We start from the raw sequence: 18,925 nt of genomic DNA on the forward strand, positions 1-18,925 counted from the left end.
GCACCGATCCGGGTTGGAGCGAACGTTCATTCGCATTTAGACAGACCCCTGCCCTGAGTCAAGAACGAACGTTCGTTCGCATTTTGCAACACCGGGAAATGACCTGCCGTGCCCTTGGCGGGGATACGCGACGACGGCGGGAACGGATGCAGGCGACGGCTTATCCCACCGCCGCCACCACCGGCTGGAAGGCACTCACCACCTGCTCATAGACCGGCCGCTTGAACGGCACGATCAGCCCCGGCGTGCGCTCCAGCTTCTCCCAGCGCCAGGCGACGAATTCCGGCTTGTGGTGCCCACCGCCGGGATTGAGCACGTCGATCTCGTCATCCGTGCCGGTGAAGCGCAGCGCGATCCATTTCTGCGTCTGGCCACGGTAGCGGCCCTTCCAGGCCTGCCGCGCCAGCGGCTCCGGCAGGTCGTAGGTGAACCACTCCGGCGCGACGGCGAGCGGTTCGACGGAGGAAACATTGGTTTCCTCGTAAAGCTCGCGCCGCGCCGCCTCTTCAGGGCTTTCGCCCTCGTCAATGCCGCCCTGCGGCATCTGCCAGGAATGCTGCGCGTCCACCTGTTCCGGCCCGCCCCGGCGCTCGCCGAGAAAGACGAGCCCGTCGCGATTGACGAGCACGACCCCGACGCAGGGGCGATAGGGAAGCTGGTCGAAAGGGATCATGGGGCCACCGCACAAGCTGGAAACACGCGCCGGCCGGGATCATAGGCAAGCGGCGGCGCGACACCAGAGGCCGCGCGGTGCCGCATGGTCACGGGGTTAACGTGGTGTCGCCAACGCCGCCGGCAAGCGGCCCGGGCCCGGTCAGCACTTCGCTGCGGCCGGTCGCGCCGTCGAACACGGTGATGCTCACGCCCTCATCGCCGCCCTGACTCGGCCGCAGCGCCGGCATGTCGGCGGCGACGCCCATGGTCGGGAAGCCGCTGTCCTCCAGCGTCAGCGGCAGGCCCTGCGGCGCGGCGCCCGCACCGGGCCGCAGCACATAGGCCGCCACCGCGACGCTGATCACCGCGAGGGCGGCGAGGCCGAACACGCCCACCGCCGCATAGTGCCGCGCATGGTCGCGGCTGGCGTCGCGGCCGGGCAGGCTGTCACCGGCGGGCAGCGTGTCCAGCGGGCGGGGCGGCAGGCGGAGAGGAGTCGCGCTGTTCATGCCGCCTTTGTCGCCCCCGACCAAGGCAGGATCGGGGCAGAATCGGGCATTCGTCGCGGCAGCGCAAAAAAGCGCCAGGGCGGCTTAAGGTACAGGGCCGCCAAAAGGAAAAGGCCCGCCTGGGGAAGCGGGCCTTGCTCTGTTTGAAACCGCCACCGGCACGGGGCCGGCGGCGTCCCATCCGGCGCGATCAGTTCGGCACGGCCGCCTTGGGGTCGGCGGGATAGGCGGCGTTCTTCTGCACGCCCTCGATCAGGTCGATCGCCAGCTTGAGCTGGGTGTCGTCCTTCGGGTCCGGCGGCACATAGGCCGGGGAGCCGGTCTGCTCGTCCTCGCCGTTCTTCAGATGGCCCTTGAGCGAGGCCTCGCCGCGCGTGGTCTCGACGCCGGCCGCCTCGGCCTTCGCCTTCACATCCTGCGGCACGTCCTGCACCAGCTCGATGTCGGGCTGGATGCCCTTGGCCTGGATCGAGCGGCCCGACGGCGTGTAGTAGCGCGCCGTGGTCAGCTTGATCGCGGCATTGCCGGAAACCGGGATCACCGTCTGCACCGAGCCCTTGCCGAAGGAGAGCGAGCCCAGCACCGTGGCGCGCTTGTGGTCCTGCAGCGCGCCGGCGACGATTTCCGAGGCCGAGGCCGAGCCGCCATTGACCAGCACGATGATCGGCTTGCCCTTGGCGAGGTCGCCGGGCCGCGCGTTGCGGCGCTCGGTCTGCTCGGGGTCGCGGCCACGGGTGGAGACGATCTCGCCACGGTCGAGGAAGGTGTCGGACACGTCGATCGCCTGGTCGAGCAACCCGCCCGGATTGTTGCGCAGGTCGATGATGAAGCCCTTGAGCTTGTCCTCGCCGATCTGCTTGGTCAGGTCGGCCACCGCCTTCTTCAGGCCCTCGCCGGTCTGCTCGCTGAAGGAGGTGATGCGGATATAGCCGATATCGTCGTTCTCGACCCGGGCGCGCACCGACTTGATGTTGATGATGTCGCGGGTGATCGACAGCTCGATCGGCTTGTCCTGGCCCTTGCGGACGATGGTCAGCTTGATCGGCGTGTTGACGGCGCCGCGCATCTTGTCGACCGCCTGGTTCAGGGTCATGCCCTTCACCTCTTCGCCGTCGAGCTTGGCGATCAGATCGCCGGCCTGCACGCCGGCCTTGGCCGCCGGGGTGTCGTCGATCGGGGCGACGACCTTGACGAGGCCATCCTCCATCGTCACCTCAATGCCGAGCCCGCCGAACTGGCCGCGGGTCTGCACCTGCATGTCGCGAAAATCCTTCGCGTCCATATAGGTGGAGTGCGGATCGAGTGAGGACAGCATGCCGTTGATGGCGGCCTCGATCAGCTTCGAGTCCTCCGGCTTTTCGACATAGTCGGCGCGCACGCGCTCGAACACGTCGCCGAACAGGTTCAGCTGGCGGTACGTGTCGGAAGCGGCCGCCATGGCCGCCGTCGGCTCAATCAGCAGCCGCGGCTGGGTGGCACCGACCGCGATCAGGGCGCCGGCCGCCGCACCGAAGAGAAATACAGACGTCCTACGCATCATCCGCGTACCTTCTCGCTTTCGCTCGTCGCCCACCATGGCGTTGGATCGATCGAGTTACCATCCTTGCGGAACTCGACGTAAAGAATGGGTTGGGCAGTTCCAAGGCCAGCCGACGAGACCAGTTGAGGACCGCGCCCCATGATCCCGACCGGCTCGCCCGACAGCACGAACTGACCCAATTCCACCGTGATCTTATCCATTCCGGCGAGCAGGATATGATAACCATTGCCGGCATTGATAATTAACAGTTGTCCATATGAGCGGAAAGGCCCGGCATAGACCACCCAGCCATCGCTGGGGGAAGCCACCTGGGCCTCGATCCGCGTGCCCAGCGACATTCCCTTTTCCTGCCCGCCATAGCCGTCATCGGCGCCGAAGGCCTTGAGCACCGCGCCGCCGACCGGCAGCTTCAGCAGGCCCTTGGCGTCCTCGAACGGCACGCCGGGGCTCAGCCGGCCAGGGTTCTGCAGCGCCGCCAGCCGGTCCGCCGCACTGCCCCCCGCGCCTTGCGCCGCCTCGCTTTGCGCGGCTTCCTGCGCCGCCTTGCGGGTGGCGGAAATCTCCGTCTCCATGCGCTCCATCAACTCGCGCACATTACCCGCCTCGGCGGCGAGCGCGGCGGCGCGGGTCTTCTCCTCGGCGAGGGCCGCCTCGCCCTGCTGCAGCGAGTTCTTCTTCTCCTCGATCAGCGCGGCGGTGCGGGCGCGCTCATCGGCGAGGGAGCGTTTCAATTCTGCGAGAGCGTCGCGCTCGCGGGCGGTATCCTGGCGCACCCGCTCCTGCGCGGCGAGTTCGCTGGCGAGCAGGTCCGTCTCCGCCTTGAGTTCCGGCAGCACGGCGCCGAGCATCATGGCGGAGCGGATCGATTCCAGCGCGTCGTCCGGGCGCACCATCAGCGCCGGCGGCGGACGGCGGCCGAGCCGCACCAGCCCGCCCAGCACTTCCGCCAGCACGGCGCGGCGCGCCTCCAGCGATTCCTTGATGTCGTCCGCCTCGCGGCTCAGCACCAGCAGGCGCTGCTCGCTGGCGTCGAGCTTGCCCTCGGTCTCGCGCACGCGGATCGCGGTGTCGAGCAGCGCCTCGTTCAGCTTGGCGCGGTCGCCCTCCAGCGCCGCCACCTCGGCGGCGAGCCGCTTCTGCACGGCGGAGGAATCCTTCAGCTCGGCATCGAGCCGCTCGATGCGCTGCTGCTGTTCCTGCTGTTTTTCCGGCGCGGCGGCGGGCGCAACCGCGGCCGGCTTGGTTCCGCCCTGCGTGGCGCCGCCCTGCGTGGCGCCGCCCTGCGCGTCGGCCGGCCTTGCCCACAGTCCGGCCAGCAGCGCCAGCGCGCACGCCGCCGCGACCGCCGCGCGCAAGGGCGGGCGAGATACGGGGGGCGAAGAGGAGCGGCGCGCGGGCATCGGAATAGGAGGGGCCGGCGTGGTTAAGAACGGGTTAGCGCCGCCGCCCGCTCAGGCCTTATGGTAGGGATGGCCTGCGAGGATGGTCGTCGCGCGGTAGATCTGTTCGGCCATCATGACGCGGACGAGCTGGTGGGGAAAGGTGGCGCGACCGAAGGCGATGAGCCGGTCCGCCCGCCCGCGCACCGCCTCGCTCAGCCCGTCCGCCCCGCCAATGACGAAGGTGAGGCTGCGCGAACCCCGGTCGCGCAACGCGGCGAGGTCGGCGGCGATCTGCTCGCTCGTCATCTCCAGCCCGCGCGGGTCGAGCGCCATGACCGCCCCGGCCTCGGGCAGCGCGGCGAGAAGGGCCGCGCCCTCCTCGGCCATGCGGTCCTCGGGGCGGCGCGCGGCGCTTTCCGCGATCTCGGTCACGTCAGGGCCGGAGAGGCCCAGCGCCCGCCCGCCCTTGGCCGAGCGGTCGAGATAGCGGGCGCACAACTCCCTTTCGGGCCCGGCCTTCAGCCGGCCGACCGCGAGAACAATGAGCCGCAAGACGCGCTCAGCCGCGCGTCAGCGTCGACGGCCCGCCGGGAATGGCGGCCGACCACATCTTCTCGATATTGTAAAACCCGCGCACTTCCGGCTGGAAGATGTGGACGATCACGTCGCTCGCATCGATCAGCACCCAGTCGCAGGCCGGCTGGCCCTCGACGCGCACGCCCTTGACGCCAAGGCCCTTGAGCGCCTCGACGAGGTGCTCGGCAATGGCGCCGACATGACGCTGGTTGCGGCCGGAAGCGACGACCATGTAATCGGCAATGGTCGTCTTGCCGCGCAGTTCGATGGAGACGACGTCCTCGGCCTGGTCATCATCGAGACGGGCGAGAACGAGGGCAAGAATCTCCTCAGCGTCTAAACGCGCGTCGGAGACAGGTGCAGACGCCGGGCTGATGTCGGCCGCTGCAAGCGCCATGATGGACAGGGGTCCTGATCCTCTCGTCTTTACCGCAAGCCACGGACGGACCTTCCGCACCGTGCCTGCCCTTCAAGAATAATGCGGATGCGGCCGATCTTCAACCGGGGGCGGTGGGAGCCGCTTGGCTGGGCCCCATCTTTGCCCGCAGCATGGCGGCGGCGTCCGCCTCGGGTGCCTCCAGGATCGACCGATAGAGCGCGATCACGGCGCCGCAGTACGCCTCATTATCGCGGCCCCGCGGGTCGTTCTCCTCGACAAGGGCGCGCTGCTCGCTCGTAAAGGCCGGCTGCACCCGATCCATAGCCTGTGCCAGCATCCGCTTGACCGCGCCTTCGTCATCCTCGCGAGGGGCGCCCGACGCCTCGATCAACCGCTGTCCAATCTTTCGGTATCGCTGCATCAGCTCGGAAGGAAACGAGGACTGAATATTGTAAACAGCTCCGCCCTTCGTGCCGAACCTGGCGCAACGGCTGACATTTTTCTCGCGCAACAGGGCCAGCTCATCGACGAAAAGTCGGCCGAGCTCCACGACCACCGCATCACTCGTCGACCGTATATGACGGTTCACCGCTCTGTATTCGTGATAATTCATTTCATCTTTATGGTCATCAACGGTGCCACCATCGAGATAATTTTTGAAAACGTCGTCGATCATATCAGAGAATTCGTCGGGATATTTCTTCTCAAGCAGTGCCAGAAGAGGACGATTCTCAACAATTCGCTCGGCAAATTCCTCCTTGGTTGCATGGCCGCCCTGTCCTGATATGGCGAACTGCGATCCGTCAGAGACATGCGTGACGACGCCCGCAGCCTGAAGTTCTGCCAGTTCGGGAACCCAGAGATCGTCGTTCGGCGTGGCCAACGCCTTCTCGACAAAAGCCTTGTCGAAGCCGGAGCGGACCAGAACCGCACTCTGGATCTCGTCCCCCGTCGCGCTCCCGACACTGGAGAAGCCCGGCGCCGCCGACGCATGGAACCCCAGCTTGGCATACTCCCCTATCCAGCGCTCGACTCCTCCCGCGAAGGCGATCGTGCACGCCGACGCGCACTTGTCAGACACATAGGTATTGAGGCCGGCGTCCCGGATCACCTTGTTCAACCTCAATCCTTCCGCGACCCGGCCGCCATCGCTGTTGAGGTGGATGGTCTTGATCCGGCGGGAGGCTTTCATCACGGTCAGCAGATCGTCGGTCAGGCCGTATTTGATGCCGCCGGTGATCTCGATCTCGGTGCCGTCACGCATGATCCGCAGGCTGTAATCGGGAAGTATGGGATCGCCCTTGAACGCGATTTGGTAGGTGTCGGCGAGGTCGGGAAGCCCCGAGGTGCCGAAATCGACGATCGAGAAGAAGGTGCTGAGGACAATGGTGAGCTTGGCAATGCCCGCCCAAAACGGCCGTCGGCCGATTGCCCGCCGCTCCTGAATGCGGCGGTTGGCGGAGCGCCAGATGCCGACACAGATCCAGACGGTCAGCGCCCACACGAAAAGCCACATGAAGGCGGTGGCCCAGAACATGAGAGCCGGCCAGTACTCGCTAAGCGCCAGCACGACATAGACCGCGACGATGACGACGAACATCACGATCGTCGCGAGCGTGCCGACCACCCAATAGGACACGCCGAGCGAATAGGCGCCGCGCCAGTGATTGGCGATGGGATTCCAGCCCTTCTTCGGTGGCGGCGGTGGCGGGGGTGGCGCCACAGGGGCAGCGGGCACAGGCGGAGCGGGTCGCGCGACCGCGAACTCAGGCAGCGGCAGGAAGAGCTGATCGGTCGGCTCTGGCGCCGCCGCCGCTGCGGCCCGTGCCTCCCGCACGGCGCGGCGGCGCGCGTCGATGCCAAAGACGATCAGGCACGCGATTTGCGGCGGCGCGTAATGCACCACGCCTTCGACAAAGCCGTCCCCAGAAACCAGTGCGCGCGTCAGCAATACGGCGACGCTGGCGACCACCACATCGAGATAGCGCGGCATATTTCCGCGCAGGCAGGCCAGCGAACCCCATGTGAGCAGGAAGGAGACTCCATAAAGGCCCAACCAGTATCCCACCACCCCGCCAATATACTCAGCCGTCATCCTTGCCCCCGACGCAACGGCAGCATCCTGCCATGGGGGGCACCTGAATGCCACCTCAGGACGCTGGCGGGCGACCTGCAACTGCGGCGTCCGGGCCGGGCATCCGGGGGATGACGGGAGCGAACGCGCTGCCCGCCCCCGGGGGCCTTCAGGCCGAGGCGGAAGCGGTCGCCACCGCCCGCGCCCGCCGCGCCTGCACCAGCCCCCAGCCGAGGCCGAGGCCGACGGCGGTGAGCGAGGCGACCAGCACGCCGAGCTTGGCGGCGCCGAGCAGCGCCGGGTCGGCGAAAGCCAGCGTCGCGATGAAGATCGACATGGTAAAGCCGATGCCGGCCAGCAGCCCCACCAGCAGCACCCCGCCCCAGGTGACGCCCGGCGGCAGGCTGCCCCAGCCGGCACGCACCACCAGCCAGCTGGCGGCGAACACCCCGAGCGGCTTGCCCACCACCAGCGCCACCACCACGCCCGCCATCACGGCGAAGGCATCCGCCCGGCCGAGATCGACCCCGTCGAGGCTCACCCCGGCATTGGCGAGGGCGAAGATCGGCATCACGCCATAGGCGACATAGGGGTGCAGCAGCATCTGCACCCGCGTCACCGGCGGGGTCATCTCGCGCTGGGCGAGGGCGAGGCGGCGCAGCGGCGGCAGCAGGCTGGCGGCCGCGTCCGGCGAACGGGCGGCCCTGGCGCGGATCTCGTCCAGCGCCCGCATGGCCGCATTCAGCGCCGGCTCGCGCCCGCGCGCCGGCAGCACCGGGGTCAGCATGCCGAGCATCACCCCGGCGAGGGTGGGGTGCGCGCCCGCCTGCAAAAGCCCGATCCACAGCACCGCGCCGGGCAGCACATAGGCCCAGGCCGAGCCGATGCCGGCCATTTGCAGCGCCACCACCAAAGCGAGGCCGCCGAGCCCGACCAGCAGCCCCGCCGGGTCGATGCCGCCGGAATAGAACAGGGCGATGATGAGGATCGCCGCAATGTCGTCGATGATCGCCAGCGCCAGCAGAAAGACGCGCAGATTGGGCGGGATGGAGCGCCCCAGCAGCGCCAGCACGCCGACGGCGAAGGCGATGTCGGTCGCGGTCGGCACCGCCCAGCCCTCGATCTGGCCAGGCACCGGGTTCAGCGCGACATAAATCAGCGCGGGAAGGGCGACGCCGCCCACCGCCGCCGCCATGGGCAGCACCGCCGCGCGCAGCTTGGAGAGCGCGCCTTCATGGATTTCCCGCCGGATTTCCATCCCCACCACGAGGAAGAACAGGGTCATGAGTGCGTCATTCACCCAGAAATGCAGCGAGTGCGACACGACGAAGCCGCCAATGCCAAAGCTGAGCGGCGCGTGCCAGAGGTCGTGATAGCTCTGCGCATAGGGCGAATTCGCCCAGATCAGCGCGATCGCCGCCGCGCCCAGCAGCACCAGGCCACTGACGGCTTCGATATGCAGGAAACGTTCGGCGGCGTGGAAAGCGCGCTCGGTGGCGAGGCGCGCACGCGCGCTGGTGCGACGATAAAGGCGTCCGGCCATGCAAACAGGTCCCGCGCGGCGGCCCGACCAGCGCATACCTGCCCCAGCTGCGGGATGCAGCCGACGACACCCGAAGGGGTATTTAGGGCATGACGCTGCGGAAGTCTAGGGGCTGGGGGGTGGGATGGCAGACGTAGGGTCTCTGGAAAGGCAGGTGTAACCATAGGCTGGTTCGAGACAGTCTATGGGTCATGCAACCAAGCCTACCCAGCATCAATCGCCTCAGAAATAGAGATAGAACTAATCGCCATAAATTCCGGTGGAATGGGATTATCCCAATAAGTCATCTGAAAATCCTTGAGGTGACCAGCGCCACCCTTTAACTCAAACCTGCGCTGACGGCTTGTGGTATGAGCAATTAAATCGGCCACTTCTAAGCCGGGCTCGGCGGAATTTTTATTCATAAAATATCCCTCAAAATTGACAGTCCGCCCGTATATATTTCTTAAGTTTGGCGCAGATTTTTCATAATCGCGTCTAACTAAGCCGTCACCACGCCGAGACCCTTCGAATATTAATGCGACGGTTTCTACGTCTAGATTCTCCACGAAACGTGCAAAATACGTATAAGTTACAAGCGAAATCGCTTTATGCGCATCCATCCCATTCGGCAGTATAGTCGTTTTGTCGAGCATCACTCCAAAGCGCCGAAAAGGACGACGCATAAACTCATTGATTCCGCCAATCTGCCGACGTGTCGGTTTTGAACGTTCAAATTCTACCGCATGAAACGGCTTCTGCGATCCGCCGAGCCTCTCGCGCTTAAGTCTCCTCCAGGGTCGCCTGATTATTTCGTCATACTCTGAATATCGGCATCCACATCCAGCCCTCCCAAAAGTTGGATTCCCTGGATCACTGAGATCTTCAACTCCTGTTTCATCTATAAAAACAATAAACGAGTTAACGGGAAGAACAAGATTATCATCCGTCATATCTTCCGCTCACATTTAATGTCCGAAGAGCCGCCTACGCTATATTGTCCAGTGATTATTTAGGAAGAACGGATGGGGCCACCCCTCCCGCCGTCGCCTTTCGCGCGGCGACGGCGGCGATGAGCGCCATCAGCGCCAGCAGCGGCAGGCTGGTGCGCACCGCTGCCAGCAGGCCGGGGCCATCCGCGGCAAGCGCCGCCACAGCGGCGGTCCCGGCGCCGCTTCCCGTTTCCACCCCGAGCCGCCAGGCCAGCATGCTCGCCCCGGCGGCGACGCCGAGGCTGGTGCCGAGCACGCGCATCAGATTGAGCAGCGACCCCGCCGCCCCGGCGAGGCCGGCCGGCGCGGCGGCGAGGGTGGCGTGGCTGTTGGGCGCCACGAACAGGCCGAGCCCGATGCCGATGAGCACGAAGGACACCGTGTCGAGCACATGGTGATAGGGCGAGAGGCCGAAGGTCGCGCCGAGGATCGCCAGCCCCGCCAGCACCAGCCCCATGCCAGCGGGCCCGATCCGGCGGGGGCCGAGCAAGCGGCTCGCATCATGGCTGAACGGCGCGGTGAGCCCCAGCGCCACCGGCACCAGCGCCAACCGCAGCCCGGCCGCGCCGGCCCTTTCGCCATAGCCATGGGCGAGGCCGAAGGACATGAGGAAGAACACGCCATAGAGCAGCCCATAGCCCAGAACCACCGCCAGCGCGCCCCAGCGGAAGGCGCCCACGGTGAACAGGCGCGGGTCGATCAGCGGCGCGGCGGTGCGCGTTTCGCGCCGCTGCAGAGCCCACAGCAGCAGCGCGGCGACGAGGAGGCTCGCCAGCGTCAGCGGCGAGGCGAGGCCCCAGCTGGAGACATGGTTGAGCGTCGCCACAACGAGGATCAGCGCCGGGCCGATCAGCAGCGCCCCGCCCCAGTCGAAGGCCGGCTTGTCGCCACCCGCCGCCCCACGCGGCAGAGCGAGCCAGCCGGCGAGAATCGCCAGCACGCCAAAGGGCACGGTGAGGCCGAAGATCCAGCGCCAGCCGAGCGCCTCGACGATGAAGCCGCCCAGCGCCGGGCCGGCGCTCATCCCCACCGCCTGCGCCGCCGCGAAATAGCCGAGCGCGCGGCCGCGCGCGCCCTCCGGCACCGCCTGCACCAGAATGGCGATGCTGTTGGCGCCGAGCAGCGCCCCGCCCATGCCCTGCAGGAAGCGGAAGGCGACGAGCTGGCCGAAACTCTCGGCCAGAGCGCAGAGTGCGCTCGCGGCAATGAAAAGTGCATAGCCGGCAATGTAGAGCGTCTTGCGGCCATGGATTTCGCACAGCCGGCCGAAGATCGGCAGGAAGGAAGCGAAGGCGAGGAGATAGGACAGCGCCACCCAGCTCACCTGCTGCAGCGGCACGTCGAAGGCCCGCCCCAGCGCGGGGAGCGCCAGCTGCACGATGGTGGCGTCGAGCTGGCCGACAAAGGCGCCGATGGAGACGAGGCCGACGACGAGCCAGGGATGCCAGCTCTGGCGCTCCAGTGCGGCGAGCGGCGCCGGCTCCTGGAGAAGCCGGTTCAGGGAGAACAGCATCAGGCACCGCGAGGCATGGCTGGGGGAGGCAGGGCGGGGGAGGAACGGTGGCGGAGGAACAGGGCACCAGTCTGCCACGCCCCGCCGCCCCTCGCCAGAGCACCGTCCCCGCGCGTCTACGCTTGCGCGCGCAGCTGGGTCGAGGACAGCGGCGATTTCAGCCCGTGCAGGAACACCCAGGCCGGCGGGCGCAGCAGCGGCAGCGCGGCGGCCTCGCTCTCGGGCACGCGCCAGCGCGCCAGCGCCTGCGCCGCCGGGCTCGCCATGGCGGGGAAGGTGCAGCCAGGCCGGTCGATGATGGCGATGGGTACCAGCGCCGCGATCTCCCGCCAGTGCTGCCAGCGGTGGAAGGCGGCGAGATTGTCCGCCCCCATCAGCCAGACGAAACGCACGCCGGGAAAGCGCCGCACCAGCGCCGCCACCGTGTCGAAGCTGAAGCGGGTGCCGAGCCCGGCCTCCAGCCCGGTCGGCACCAGCGCCGGATGGTCGGCCACCGCGCGCGCCTGCGCCAGCCGGGCACTGAGCGGGGGCAGCGCGCGGTTGTCCTTCAAGGGGTTGCCGGGCGTCACCAGCCACCACACGCGGTCGAGCCGCAGCCGCTTGATCGCCAGCAGGCTGACGGCGCGGTGCGCCTCATGCGCGGGGTTGAAGCTGCCGCCATAGAGCCCCACGCGCAGCCCCGGCGCCAGCGGGGGAATGCGGGCGAAGGGCGCCAGCGGGGCGGCGTCAAGGCCACTCACCCCAACCCTCTCCCCCACGGGGAGAGGGGGAGCGTCGTCGCTCTCGCTCACGGCCGGATCTGGCCGGTGCCGCGCACGCGGTATTTGAACGAGGTCAGCTGCTCCGCGCCCACCGGCCCGCGCGCATGCATGCGGCCCGTGGCGATGCCGATCTCGCCGCCGAAGCCGAACTCCCCGCCATCGGCGAACTGGGTGGAGGCGTTGTGCACCACGATGGCGGAATCGACCTCGCCGAGGAAGCGCTCGGCGGTGGCGGCGTCCTCAGTGAGGATGGCGTCGGTGTGGTGCGAGCCATAGGTCTCGATATGGTCGATGGCCTCTTCCACCCCGTCGACCAGCTTCACCGAAATGACGGCGTCGAGATATTCCGTGCGCCAGTCCTCGTCGCTGGCCTCGGTCACCCGCGGGTCCACCGCCCGGGCGGCTTCGTCGCCGCGCACCGCGCAGCCCTCATCGAGCAGCATGGTGACGAGCGGGGCGAGCAGGCGGGAGGCATCCGCACGGTCGACCAGCAGCGTCTCCGCCGCCCCGCACACGCTGGTGCGGCGCAGCTTGGCGTTCTTCACGATGGCGAGCGATTTTTCGAGATCGGCGGCCTTGTCGACATAGACATGCACCAGCCCTTCGAGATGGGCGAACACCGGCACGCGCGCCTCCGCCTGCACCCGGGCGACGAGGCTCTTGCCGCCGCGCGGCACGATCACGTCGAGGTTGCCGCCGAGCCCGGCCAGCATTTCGCCCACCGCCGCGCGGTCGCGGGTGGGCACCAGCTGGATGGCGTCCGCCGGCAGGCCGGCGCTGGTGAGCCCTTCCACCAGCGCTTCATGGATGGCGCGGGAGGAATGGAAGCTGTCCGAGCCGCCGCGCAGGATCACCGCATTGCCGGCCTTGAGGCACAGGCTGCCGGCATCCGCCGTCACATTGGGCCGGCTCTCATAGATCACCCCGATGACGCCGAGCGGCGTGCGCACGCGCTCCAGACGCAGGCCGTTCGGCCGCTCCCAGCTCTCGGTCACCTGCCCCACCGGGTCGGGCAGCGCGGCGATCTCCTCCACCGCACGGGCGATGGCCTCCAGCCGGGCCTCGTTCAGCACCAGCCTGTCCTGCAGCGCCGTGCTCATGCCGGCGGCGCGGGCGGCGGCGAGGTCCTGTTCATTGGCGGCGAGAATGGCGGGCGCCCGGTCGCGGATCGCCTGCGCGGCGGCGCGCAGCCCCGCCTCCTTCACCGCCGCCGGGGCCAGCGCCAGCGTGCGGGCGGCGGCGCGGGCGCGGGCGCCGATCCCGGCCATGACCGCCGCCACATCCTCGCCCTCCGGCCCGCGCGGCGCCGGCGCGCCGGCAACGGACGCGGAGACGGTGGCGGGGCGCAGGGCGGAGGAGGCGGTCATGATGTCACCCGTTCGAGTTCAGAGGGCGTTAAAAGCGGGCGCCCTCTCTACCACGAAGCGGCGGCGGGGCGCCAAAAGCAAATGGCCATCGGCACCGCTCTTTACCATATCGCGCCCGCAAGGCTTGCCATTTGGGCGCGGGCATCCGATGTCACGGCACAATGCCCGCCCCTTGAGGCGATCCGCGAGGAGACCGCCGCTCTTGTTTCGCGCCTTCGACATTGCCTGGGACGCCTTCTGGCGCTTCGTCGAGGATGATGGCTGGGCGATCGCCAGCCACATCGCGCTGTCGGCGCTGATGTCATTGTTCCCGTTCCTCATCTTCGTCACCGCGCTGGCGGCGTTCTTCGATTTCAAGAACCTCGCCGACGAGACGGTGCAATTGATGCTGGAAGCCTGGCCCTCGCAGGTGGCGGACCCGATCGGCCGCGAAATACGCAACGTGCTCACCCAGGTCCGCACCGATGTGCTGACCATCGGTGTGGTGCTGGCGATCTATTTCTCGTCCAACGGCATCGAGAGCCTGCGCATCGGCCTCAACCGGGCCTATGGCATGCGCGAGGCTCGCTCCTGGTACTGGCTGCGCCTCGAATCCATCGGCTATGTCGTGGTCGGCGCCGCCGGGCTGCTGGCGCTGTCCTTCCTCGTGGTGCTCGGCCCGGTGCTGTGGCTGGCGGCGGTGCGCTATGTGCCGGCACTGGAGCCCTTCGGCTGGGTCATCACCTTCCTGCGCTACGCCGCCACCTCGGTGATCCTGATCGTGGCGCTGGTCGTGGCGCATATGTGGCTGCCGGCGGGGCGCCGCACCCTGTCGCAGGTGCTGCCGGGCATATTGGTGACGCTGGCCCTGTGGCTCGCCGCCGGCGCCGCCTTCGGGCGCTATCTCGCCGAATTCGCCGGCAATTACGTCACCACCTATGCCGGCCTCGCATCGGTCATGATCGCGTTAGTCTTTCTCTACACCACCGCCTCGATCTTCGTGTATGGCGGCGAACTCAACGCCGCCATCCGCCGCGCCCGCGAAGGCCGGCTCTAGAGCCTGATCCGATCAGGTTGAATCAACCTGATCGGTGAATCGCCCTCTAACTCTAAGATAGAGAGCGCGTTATCCGATCAGCTTGCGATGCAAGCTGGTCGGCGCGTGCTCTGACGCCACGGCGGAACCTCCCCGCCCTCCTGCCGCTTGACCAAGGTCAAGGCTCCCGGCGCCGCCCGGGTGCCCAATGGCACGGTAAGTTGCGAAGGGAAGGAGGCTCGAATGAGCACCAGCTACGATAAGATCCGGATCGAGCAAGGCGCGTGGGTCGTCGTCTGCGACGGGCGCAAGGCGCTGATCCTGTGCAACAAGGGCGACGCCACCTTCCCCAATCTGCGCACCCACGAGGTGCATGAGCAGGAAAACCCGCCGACCCGCGAACAGGGCACTGACCAGCCGGGCCGCGTGCACCAGTCCGTCGGCTCGGCGCGCTCCTCGGTGGAGCCCACCGACTGGCAGGAAGAGGGCGAGCGCGCCTTCATGCGCGCGGTCGCCGGCCGGCTCGATGCGGCGGTGACGGCGGGCGAGGTGAAATCGCTCATCATCGTCGCCGCCCCGCGCGCGCTCGGCGCGCTGCGCCCGCACCTCACCAAGGCGGTCAGCGACATCGTCGCCGCCGAGGTCGACCGCGACATGGTCAAGCTGCCGGTCTACGAGATCGAGAAGCATCTGGCGGCCTGAGGCCGGCGGTTTCGCCGAAGCCCCGAAGAGGATTAACATTGCCCCGTCGCCGGCCTCCGGCGGCGGGGTTCTGCGTCCGGGGCCCTTGGGCAAGTGAACCCGGCGCCCGCCTCATCCGTAGTGCCTCCGCACGCACCGGCGACGGCGTGCCCGAGCCTTGCAGGAACCGCGATGAAAACCCTCTCCTTCTTCCGCCTCGTCCTCGCCGTCGGCCTGTGCCTGGGCGTCGGCGCGCTCGGCTCGCTCGCCACCACGCCGAAAATCCCCACCTGGTATGCCGGTCTGGTGAAGCCGTCCTGGACCCCGCCGGATTGGGCCTTCCCCATCGCCTGGACGACGCTCTATGTGCTGATGGCGGTGGCGCTGTGGCGGCTGTGGCAGCTGCACGCGCCCTCCCCGGAACGCCGCCGCGCCATCGGCCTGTGGCTCGCGCAGCTCGCGCTCAACGCCGCGTGGTCGCCGATCTTCTTCGGGCTGGAGGCGCCGGGCGCGGCGCTCATCGTGGTGGTGGCGCTGTGGCTCGCCATCGCCGCCACCATCTGGTCCTGCCTGCGGATCGACCGCATCGCCGCCGCGCTGCTGGTTCCCTATCTCGCCTGGGTGTCCTATGCCACCTCGCTGAACGCGGCCATCGTGGCCCTGAACTAACCGCCCTGCCGGCGGGCGCTAGCGGAGACTTTCGATGGATCTCGTCACCATCGCCAAATTCATCGTCCTGCCCATCGCGCTCGGCGCGGTGGCGGTCGTTCTGCTGCTCGGCCTCGCCAATATGGCGCGCGGCGGCTCGCCGCAGCGCTCGCAGAAGCTCATGCAGTGGCGTGTGCTGTTGCAGGCGGTGGCGCTGTGCTTCGTGCTCATCACCATCTTCCTGATGCATCAGGGCTGAGAGGGTTTTCATGGTCGTTCTCAACCGCATCTACACCCGCACCGGCGACGACGGCAGCACTGCGCTCGGCACCGGCGAGCGGCGGCCGAAATATGATCTGCGCGTCGCCGCCTATGGCACGGTGGACGAAACCAATGCGGTGATCGGCGTCGCCCGGCTGCACACCGGCGCGGACCCGGCGCTGGCCGACATCGACGCGGTGCTGGCCCGCATCCAGAACGACCTGTTCGACCTCGGCGCCGATCTCGCCACGCCCGAGACCGGCGAAGACCTCGGCTACACCCCGCTGCGCATCGTCGCCGCGCAGGTCGACAAGCTGGAGCGCGACATCGATACGCTCAATGCCGGCCTTAAACCCCTGCGCTCCTTCGTGCTGCCGGCCGGCACGCCGGCGGCGGCACATCTTCATGTCGCCCGCACCGTCTGCCGCCGGGCGGAGCGCATGGCGGTGGAACTTTCCGCGACGCTGGGCGAATTCGTCGGGCCGGAGGCGGTGAAATATCTCAACCGGCTGTCTGACCTGCTCTTCGTCATGAGCCGCCTCGCCAATGCCCGCGCCGCCGGCGAGGGCGAAGCCGGTGACGTGCTGTGGGTGCCCGCGGCGGGGCGGGAGTGAGCGGCCCGGCGGACGCGCCGTCCACGCGGCCTTGCGTCTTCGGCACGGCGGACAGCGTCTATGTCCGCATCGTCCGCCTGACGCTGATCGAGAAGGGCGTCGATCACGAGCTGGTGCCGGTCGATCCCTTCGCGCCGGAAGGCGTGCCGCCCGCCTACCGCACGCGCCACCCTTTCGGCCGGATTCCCGCCTTCGAGCATGACGGCTTCCGTCTCTTTGAGGCCGGCGCCATCACCCGCTATGTCGATGAGGCCTTCGAGGGCCCTGCCCTCCTGCCCGAAGACGTGAAGGCGCGGGCCCGCGCCAACCAGATCATCAGCCTCGCCGATTCCTACGCTTATCGGCCAATGGTCTGGGGGGTCTATGTCGAGCGGGTGGAAAAGCCGGCGCAGGGCGAGCGAACCGATGAGGCCCGCGTCGCCGCCGCGCTCGCCGAGGCGGATGTCTGTCTCGCCGCCCTTGCGGCGCTCATCGACGGCGGGCCGTTCCTCGCCGGTCCCCGGCTGAGCCTTGCCGATCTCCATCTCGCACCGATGGTCTCCTATTTCCACCAGGCGCCGGAAGGCGCGGCCCGGCTCGCCGCCCATCCCCGCCTTGCGGAGTGGTGGGTGCGCATGATCGCCCGCCCCTCGCTGCGGCAGCTCGGCCTTTCCGCCGGCTGAGTGCCCGTGCCCACCCGATGGCGTTTTCACACGCGAAGCGGCAATGTGGTGCCGCGTCGCGCCCGCGCCGCTTCCCGCGATTCGCTGCGCCGCGCCATGCTCATCCCGTTCAACGACGACAACCCGCTGGAAGGCATCACCCACGCCTATGTCACCTGGGCGCTGATCGCGGTGAATGTGCTGGTCTTCGTGCTGGTGCAGCATGGCTACCGGGCCGAGCTCGACATTCCTTCCGCCTTCGGCTTCGGCGCCATTCCCGCCGTGGTGACGCATGCGGCGGTGCTGCCGGAGGAATATGTCCGCCTGCCGGCCGAACTCACCCTCGTCACCTATATGTTCCTGCATGGCGGCTGGCTGCATCTCGCCGGCAACATGGCCTTCCTCTGGGTGTTCGGCGACAATGTCGAGGATGCGCTCGGCCATGCCCGCTTCCTGCTGTTCTATGTACTGTGCGGCGTCGCCGGCGGCCTCGCCCATTCCCTCGCCGTGCCTGATTCGGCGTCCCCTCTGGTGGGCGCCTCGGCGGGGATATCCGGGCTGGTCGGCGCCTATCTCATGCTGCACCCCAATGTGCGGATCTGGGTGCTGATGTTCCTGCGCGTGCCGCTGCGCGTGCCCGCCATCTGGCCGCTCGGGGCCTGGATCGTCTTCCAGCTGTGGAGCCTGTTCCAGTCCGGCGACGAGGAAACCGCATGGTGGGCGCATATTGCCGGGCTCGTCGCCGGGGCGGTGCTCATCGTCTTCCTGCGCCGGCCGGGCGTGCCGCTCTGGGTGATGACGCGCGATGGCACGCCGGACGGGCGCCCGCCGGTGTGATCGTCCCCCGCGCACGCCGCGCGCGGCGTTGACAGTGCGGGGGCCGAATCCTAGTTTGCCGGCGCTTTTCGCCGGCTGCTCCCGCTCCCCCCAGATCCCCGCCCCCAAGCCCCTTCTTCCGGCTTTCCGCGCGGCACTGGCAGGCGGTGCCGCCGGCGCCGATGGCTGCCAGAGGCGGGGTCGCTGCCCTGCCGGGGGAGACAGGTGATGAAGATCCTCGTGCCCGTGAAGCGGGTGGTCGACTACAACGTCAAGATCCGCGTCAAGGCCGACGGTTCCGGCGTCGAACTGACCAATATCAAGATGTCGATGAACCCGTTCGACGAGATCGCCGTCGAGGAGGCGCTGCGGCTCAAGGAGGCGGGCAAGGCGACCGAGGTGGTCGCCGTCTCCATCGGCCCGGTGAAGACCGACGAGACCATCCGCACCGCGCTCGCCATGGGTGCGGATCGCGGCATATGGGTGAAGACGGACGAGGCCGGCATCGAGCCGCTCACCGTCGCCAAGCTGCTCAAGGCCATCGTCGCCAGCGAGGGCCCGTCCCTCGTCATCCTCGGCAAGCAGGCGATCGACGATGATTGCAACCAGACCGGTCAGATGCTCGCCGCGTTGCTCGGCTGGCCGCAGGCGACCTTTGCCTCCAAGGTCGTGCTCGGCGAGGGCACGGTCCGATGTCACCCGCGAGATCGACGGCGGGCTGCAGACGCTGCGTCTCGCTCTGCCGGCGGTGCTGACCACCGATCTGCGCCTCAACGAGCCGCGCTACGCCTCGCTGCCCAACATCATGAAGGCGAAGAAGAAGCCGATCGAGGAAAAGACCGCCGCCGAGCTCGGCGTCGACCTCGCCCCCCGGCTGGAAATCCTCGCCACCACCGAGCCCGCCGGCCGCACCGGCGGCATCAAGGTGGCCTCCGCGGCCGAGTTGGTCGGCCATCTCAAGCAGGCCGGAGTACTCTGAC

Annotated in this window: 19 protein-coding genes and 1 pseudogene; 8 read left to right on the plus strand and 12 right to left on the minus strand. The window is 68.0% G+C overall.

Features of this window, described 5'->3' with window-relative positions:
- Positions 1–160: 160 nt before the first annotated feature.
- The 12 genes from ACP2AH_RS10950 to ACP2AH_RS11005 form a co-directional block, all read right to left on the minus strand.
- Positions 161–673 (minus strand): RNA pyrophosphohydrolase, encoded by a 513-nt coding sequence (locus tag ACP2AH_RS10950; protein WP_425105829.1) that lies wholly within the window; start codon positions 671–673, stop codon positions 161–163.
- 88 nt (positions 674–761) lie between these two features.
- Positions 762–1,163 (minus strand): hypothetical protein, encoded by a 402-nt coding sequence (locus ACP2AH_RS10955; protein WP_425105830.1) that lies wholly within the window; start codon positions 1,161–1,163, stop codon positions 762–764.
- Between the two features lie 190 nt (positions 1,164–1,353).
- Positions 1,354–2,703, minus strand: coding sequence for a S41 family peptidase (locus ACP2AH_RS10960; protein ID WP_425105831.1), 1,350 nt, complete (start codon positions 2,701–2,703; stop codon positions 1,354–1,356).
- Positions 2,700–4,058 (minus strand): murein hydrolase activator EnvC family protein, encoded by a 1,359-nt coding sequence (locus tag ACP2AH_RS10965; RefSeq protein WP_425105832.1) that lies wholly within the window; start codon positions 4,056–4,058, stop codon positions 2,700–2,702. The genes ACP2AH_RS10960 and ACP2AH_RS10965 overlap by 4 nt, the downstream gene beginning before the upstream one ends.
- Positions 4,059–4,154: 96 nt before the next feature.
- Positions 4,155–4,637, minus strand: coding sequence for a 23S rRNA (pseudouridine(1915)-N(3))-methyltransferase RlmH (gene rlmH, locus ACP2AH_RS10970; protein WP_425105833.1), 483 nt, complete (start codon positions 4,635–4,637; stop codon positions 4,155–4,157).
- A 7-nt stretch (positions 4,638–4,644) separates the two neighbouring features.
- Positions 4,645–5,058, minus strand: a complete 414-nt coding sequence (rsfS, locus tag ACP2AH_RS10975) for a ribosome silencing factor (RefSeq protein ID WP_425105834.1) — start codon at positions 5,056–5,058, stop codon at positions 4,645–4,647.
- A gap of 100 nt (positions 5,059–5,158) precedes the next feature.
- Positions 5,159–7,135: a hypothetical protein gene (locus tag ACP2AH_RS10980; RefSeq protein ID WP_425105835.1), complete on the minus strand. Its 1,977-nt coding sequence runs from the start codon at positions 7,133–7,135 to the stop codon at positions 5,159–5,161.
- A gap of 148 nt (positions 7,136–7,283) precedes the next feature.
- A complete protein-coding gene (gene nhaA, locus ACP2AH_RS10985; RefSeq protein ID WP_425105836.1) occupies positions 7,284–8,657 on the minus strand; it encodes a Na+/H+ antiporter NhaA in 1,374 nt (457 codons plus the stop codon).
- A gap of 203 nt (positions 8,658–8,860) precedes the next feature.
- Entirely contained in the window at positions 8,861–9,589 is a 729-nt protein-coding gene (locus ACP2AH_RS10990; protein ID WP_425105837.1) for a DUF3800 domain-containing protein, read from the minus strand.
- Between the two features lie 55 nt (positions 9,590–9,644).
- Complete coding sequence (locus ACP2AH_RS10995) at positions 9,645–11,141, minus strand: MFS transporter (RefSeq protein WP_425105838.1); 1,497 nt, start codon at positions 11,139–11,141, stop codon at positions 9,645–9,647.
- 116 nt (positions 11,142–11,257) lie between these two features.
- Complete coding sequence (locus ACP2AH_RS11000) at positions 11,258–11,881, minus strand: nicotinate-nucleotide adenylyltransferase (protein WP_425105839.1); 624 nt, start codon at positions 11,879–11,881, stop codon at positions 11,258–11,260.
- A 47-nt stretch (positions 11,882–11,928) separates the two neighbouring features.
- Positions 11,929–13,170, minus strand: coding sequence for a glutamate-5-semialdehyde dehydrogenase (locus ACP2AH_RS11005; protein ID WP_425106155.1), 1,242 nt, complete (start codon positions 13,168–13,170; stop codon positions 11,929–11,931).
- 301 nt (positions 13,171–13,471) lie between these two features.
- On the opposite strand from ACP2AH_RS11005, the gene ACP2AH_RS11010 reads away from it, so the two are divergent.
- The 8 genes and pseudogenes from ACP2AH_RS11010 (at position 13,472) to ACP2AH_RS11045 (ending at position 18,924) form a co-directional block, all read left to right on the plus strand.
- Positions 13,472–14,305: a YihY/virulence factor BrkB family protein gene (locus ACP2AH_RS11010; protein ID WP_425105840.1), complete on the plus strand. Its 834-nt coding sequence runs from the start codon at positions 13,472–13,474 to the stop codon at positions 14,303–14,305.
- A gap of 222 nt (positions 14,306–14,527) precedes the next feature.
- Positions 14,528–14,986, plus strand: a complete 459-nt coding sequence (locus ACP2AH_RS11015; protein WP_425105841.1) for a host attachment protein — start codon at positions 14,528–14,530, stop codon at positions 14,984–14,986.
- A 171-nt stretch (positions 14,987–15,157) separates the two neighbouring features.
- Entirely contained in the window at positions 15,158–15,634 is a 477-nt protein-coding gene (locus ACP2AH_RS11020) for a TspO/MBR family protein (RefSeq protein ID WP_425105842.1), read from the plus strand.
- Between the two features lie 34 nt (positions 15,635–15,668).
- A complete protein-coding gene (locus ACP2AH_RS11025) occupies positions 15,669–15,872 on the plus strand; it encodes a twin transmembrane helix small protein (protein WP_244450214.1) in 204 nt (67 codons plus the stop codon).
- Positions 15,873–15,882: 10 nt separating this feature from the next.
- Positions 15,883–16,488, plus strand: a complete 606-nt coding sequence (locus tag ACP2AH_RS11030; protein WP_244450213.1) for a cob(I)yrinic acid a,c-diamide adenosyltransferase — start codon at positions 15,883–15,885, stop codon at positions 16,486–16,488.
- Complete coding sequence (locus tag ACP2AH_RS11035; protein WP_425105843.1) at positions 16,485–17,150, plus strand: glutathione S-transferase family protein; 666 nt, start codon at positions 16,485–16,487, stop codon at positions 17,148–17,150. The genes ACP2AH_RS11030 and ACP2AH_RS11035 overlap by 4 nt, the downstream gene beginning before the upstream one ends.
- Before the next feature lie 6 nt (positions 17,151–17,156).
- Positions 17,157–17,966, plus strand: coding sequence for a rhomboid family intramembrane serine protease (locus ACP2AH_RS11040; RefSeq protein WP_425105844.1), 810 nt, complete (start codon positions 17,157–17,159; stop codon positions 17,964–17,966).
- A gap of 207 nt (positions 17,967–18,173) precedes the next feature.
- Positions 18,174–18,924, plus strand: a pseudogene (locus ACP2AH_RS11045) (electron transfer flavoprotein subunit beta/FixA family protein).
- Position 18,925: the final 1 nt, after the last annotated feature.

This window comes from Ancylobacter sp. (genome assembly GCF_965249975.1).
GTDB lineage: Bacteria > Pseudomonadota > Alphaproteobacteria > Rhizobiales > Xanthobacteraceae > Ancylobacter.

Bases quoted from the DNA above. Each gene is read 5' to 3' on its own strand.
- ACP2AH_RS10950 (WP_425105829.1), bottom strand. From the start codon at position 673: ATGATCCCTTTCGACCAGCTTCCCTATCGCCCCTGCGTCGGGGTCGTG.
- ACP2AH_RS10955 (WP_425105830.1), bottom strand. From the start codon at position 1,163: ATGAACAGCGCGACTCCTCTCCGCCTGCCGCCCCGCCCGCTGGACACG.
- ACP2AH_RS10960 (WP_425105831.1), bottom strand. From the start codon at position 2,703: ATGATGCGTAGGACGTCTGTATTTCTCTTCGGTGCGGCGGCCGGCGCC.
- rsfS (WP_425105834.1), bottom strand. From the start codon at position 5,058: ATGGCGCTTGCAGCGGCCGACATCAGCCCGGCGTCTGCACCTGTCTCC.
- ACP2AH_RS10980 (WP_425105835.1), bottom strand. From the start codon at position 7,135: ATGACGGCTGAGTATATTGGCGGGGTGGTGGGATACTGGTTGGGCCTT.
- nhaA (WP_425105836.1), bottom strand. From the start codon at position 8,657: ATGGCCGGACGCCTTTATCGTCGCACCAGCGCGCGTGCGCGCCTCGCC.
- ACP2AH_RS10990 (WP_425105837.1), bottom strand. From the start codon at position 9,589: ATGACGGATGATAATCTTGTTCTTCCCGTTAACTCGTTTATTGTTTTT.
- ACP2AH_RS10995 (WP_425105838.1), bottom strand. From the start codon at position 11,141: ATGCTGTTCTCCCTGAACCGGCTTCTCCAGGAGCCGGCGCCGCTCGCC.
- ACP2AH_RS11005 (WP_425106155.1), bottom strand. From the start codon at position 13,170: ATGGCCGGGATCGGCGCCCGCGCCCGCGCCGCCGCCCGCACGCTGGCG.
- ACP2AH_RS11015 (WP_425105841.1), top strand. From the start codon at position 14,528: ATGAGCACCAGCTACGATAAGATCCGGATCGAGCAAGGCGCGTGGGTC.
- ACP2AH_RS11020 (WP_425105842.1), top strand. From the start codon at position 15,158: ATGAAAACCCTCTCCTTCTTCCGCCTCGTCCTCGCCGTCGGCCTGTGC.
- ACP2AH_RS11025 (WP_244450214.1), top strand. From the start codon at position 15,669: ATGGATCTCGTCACCATCGCCAAATTCATCGTCCTGCCCATCGCGCTC.
- ACP2AH_RS11030 (WP_244450213.1), top strand. From the start codon at position 15,883: ATGGTCGTTCTCAACCGCATCTACACCCGCACCGGCGACGACGGCAGC.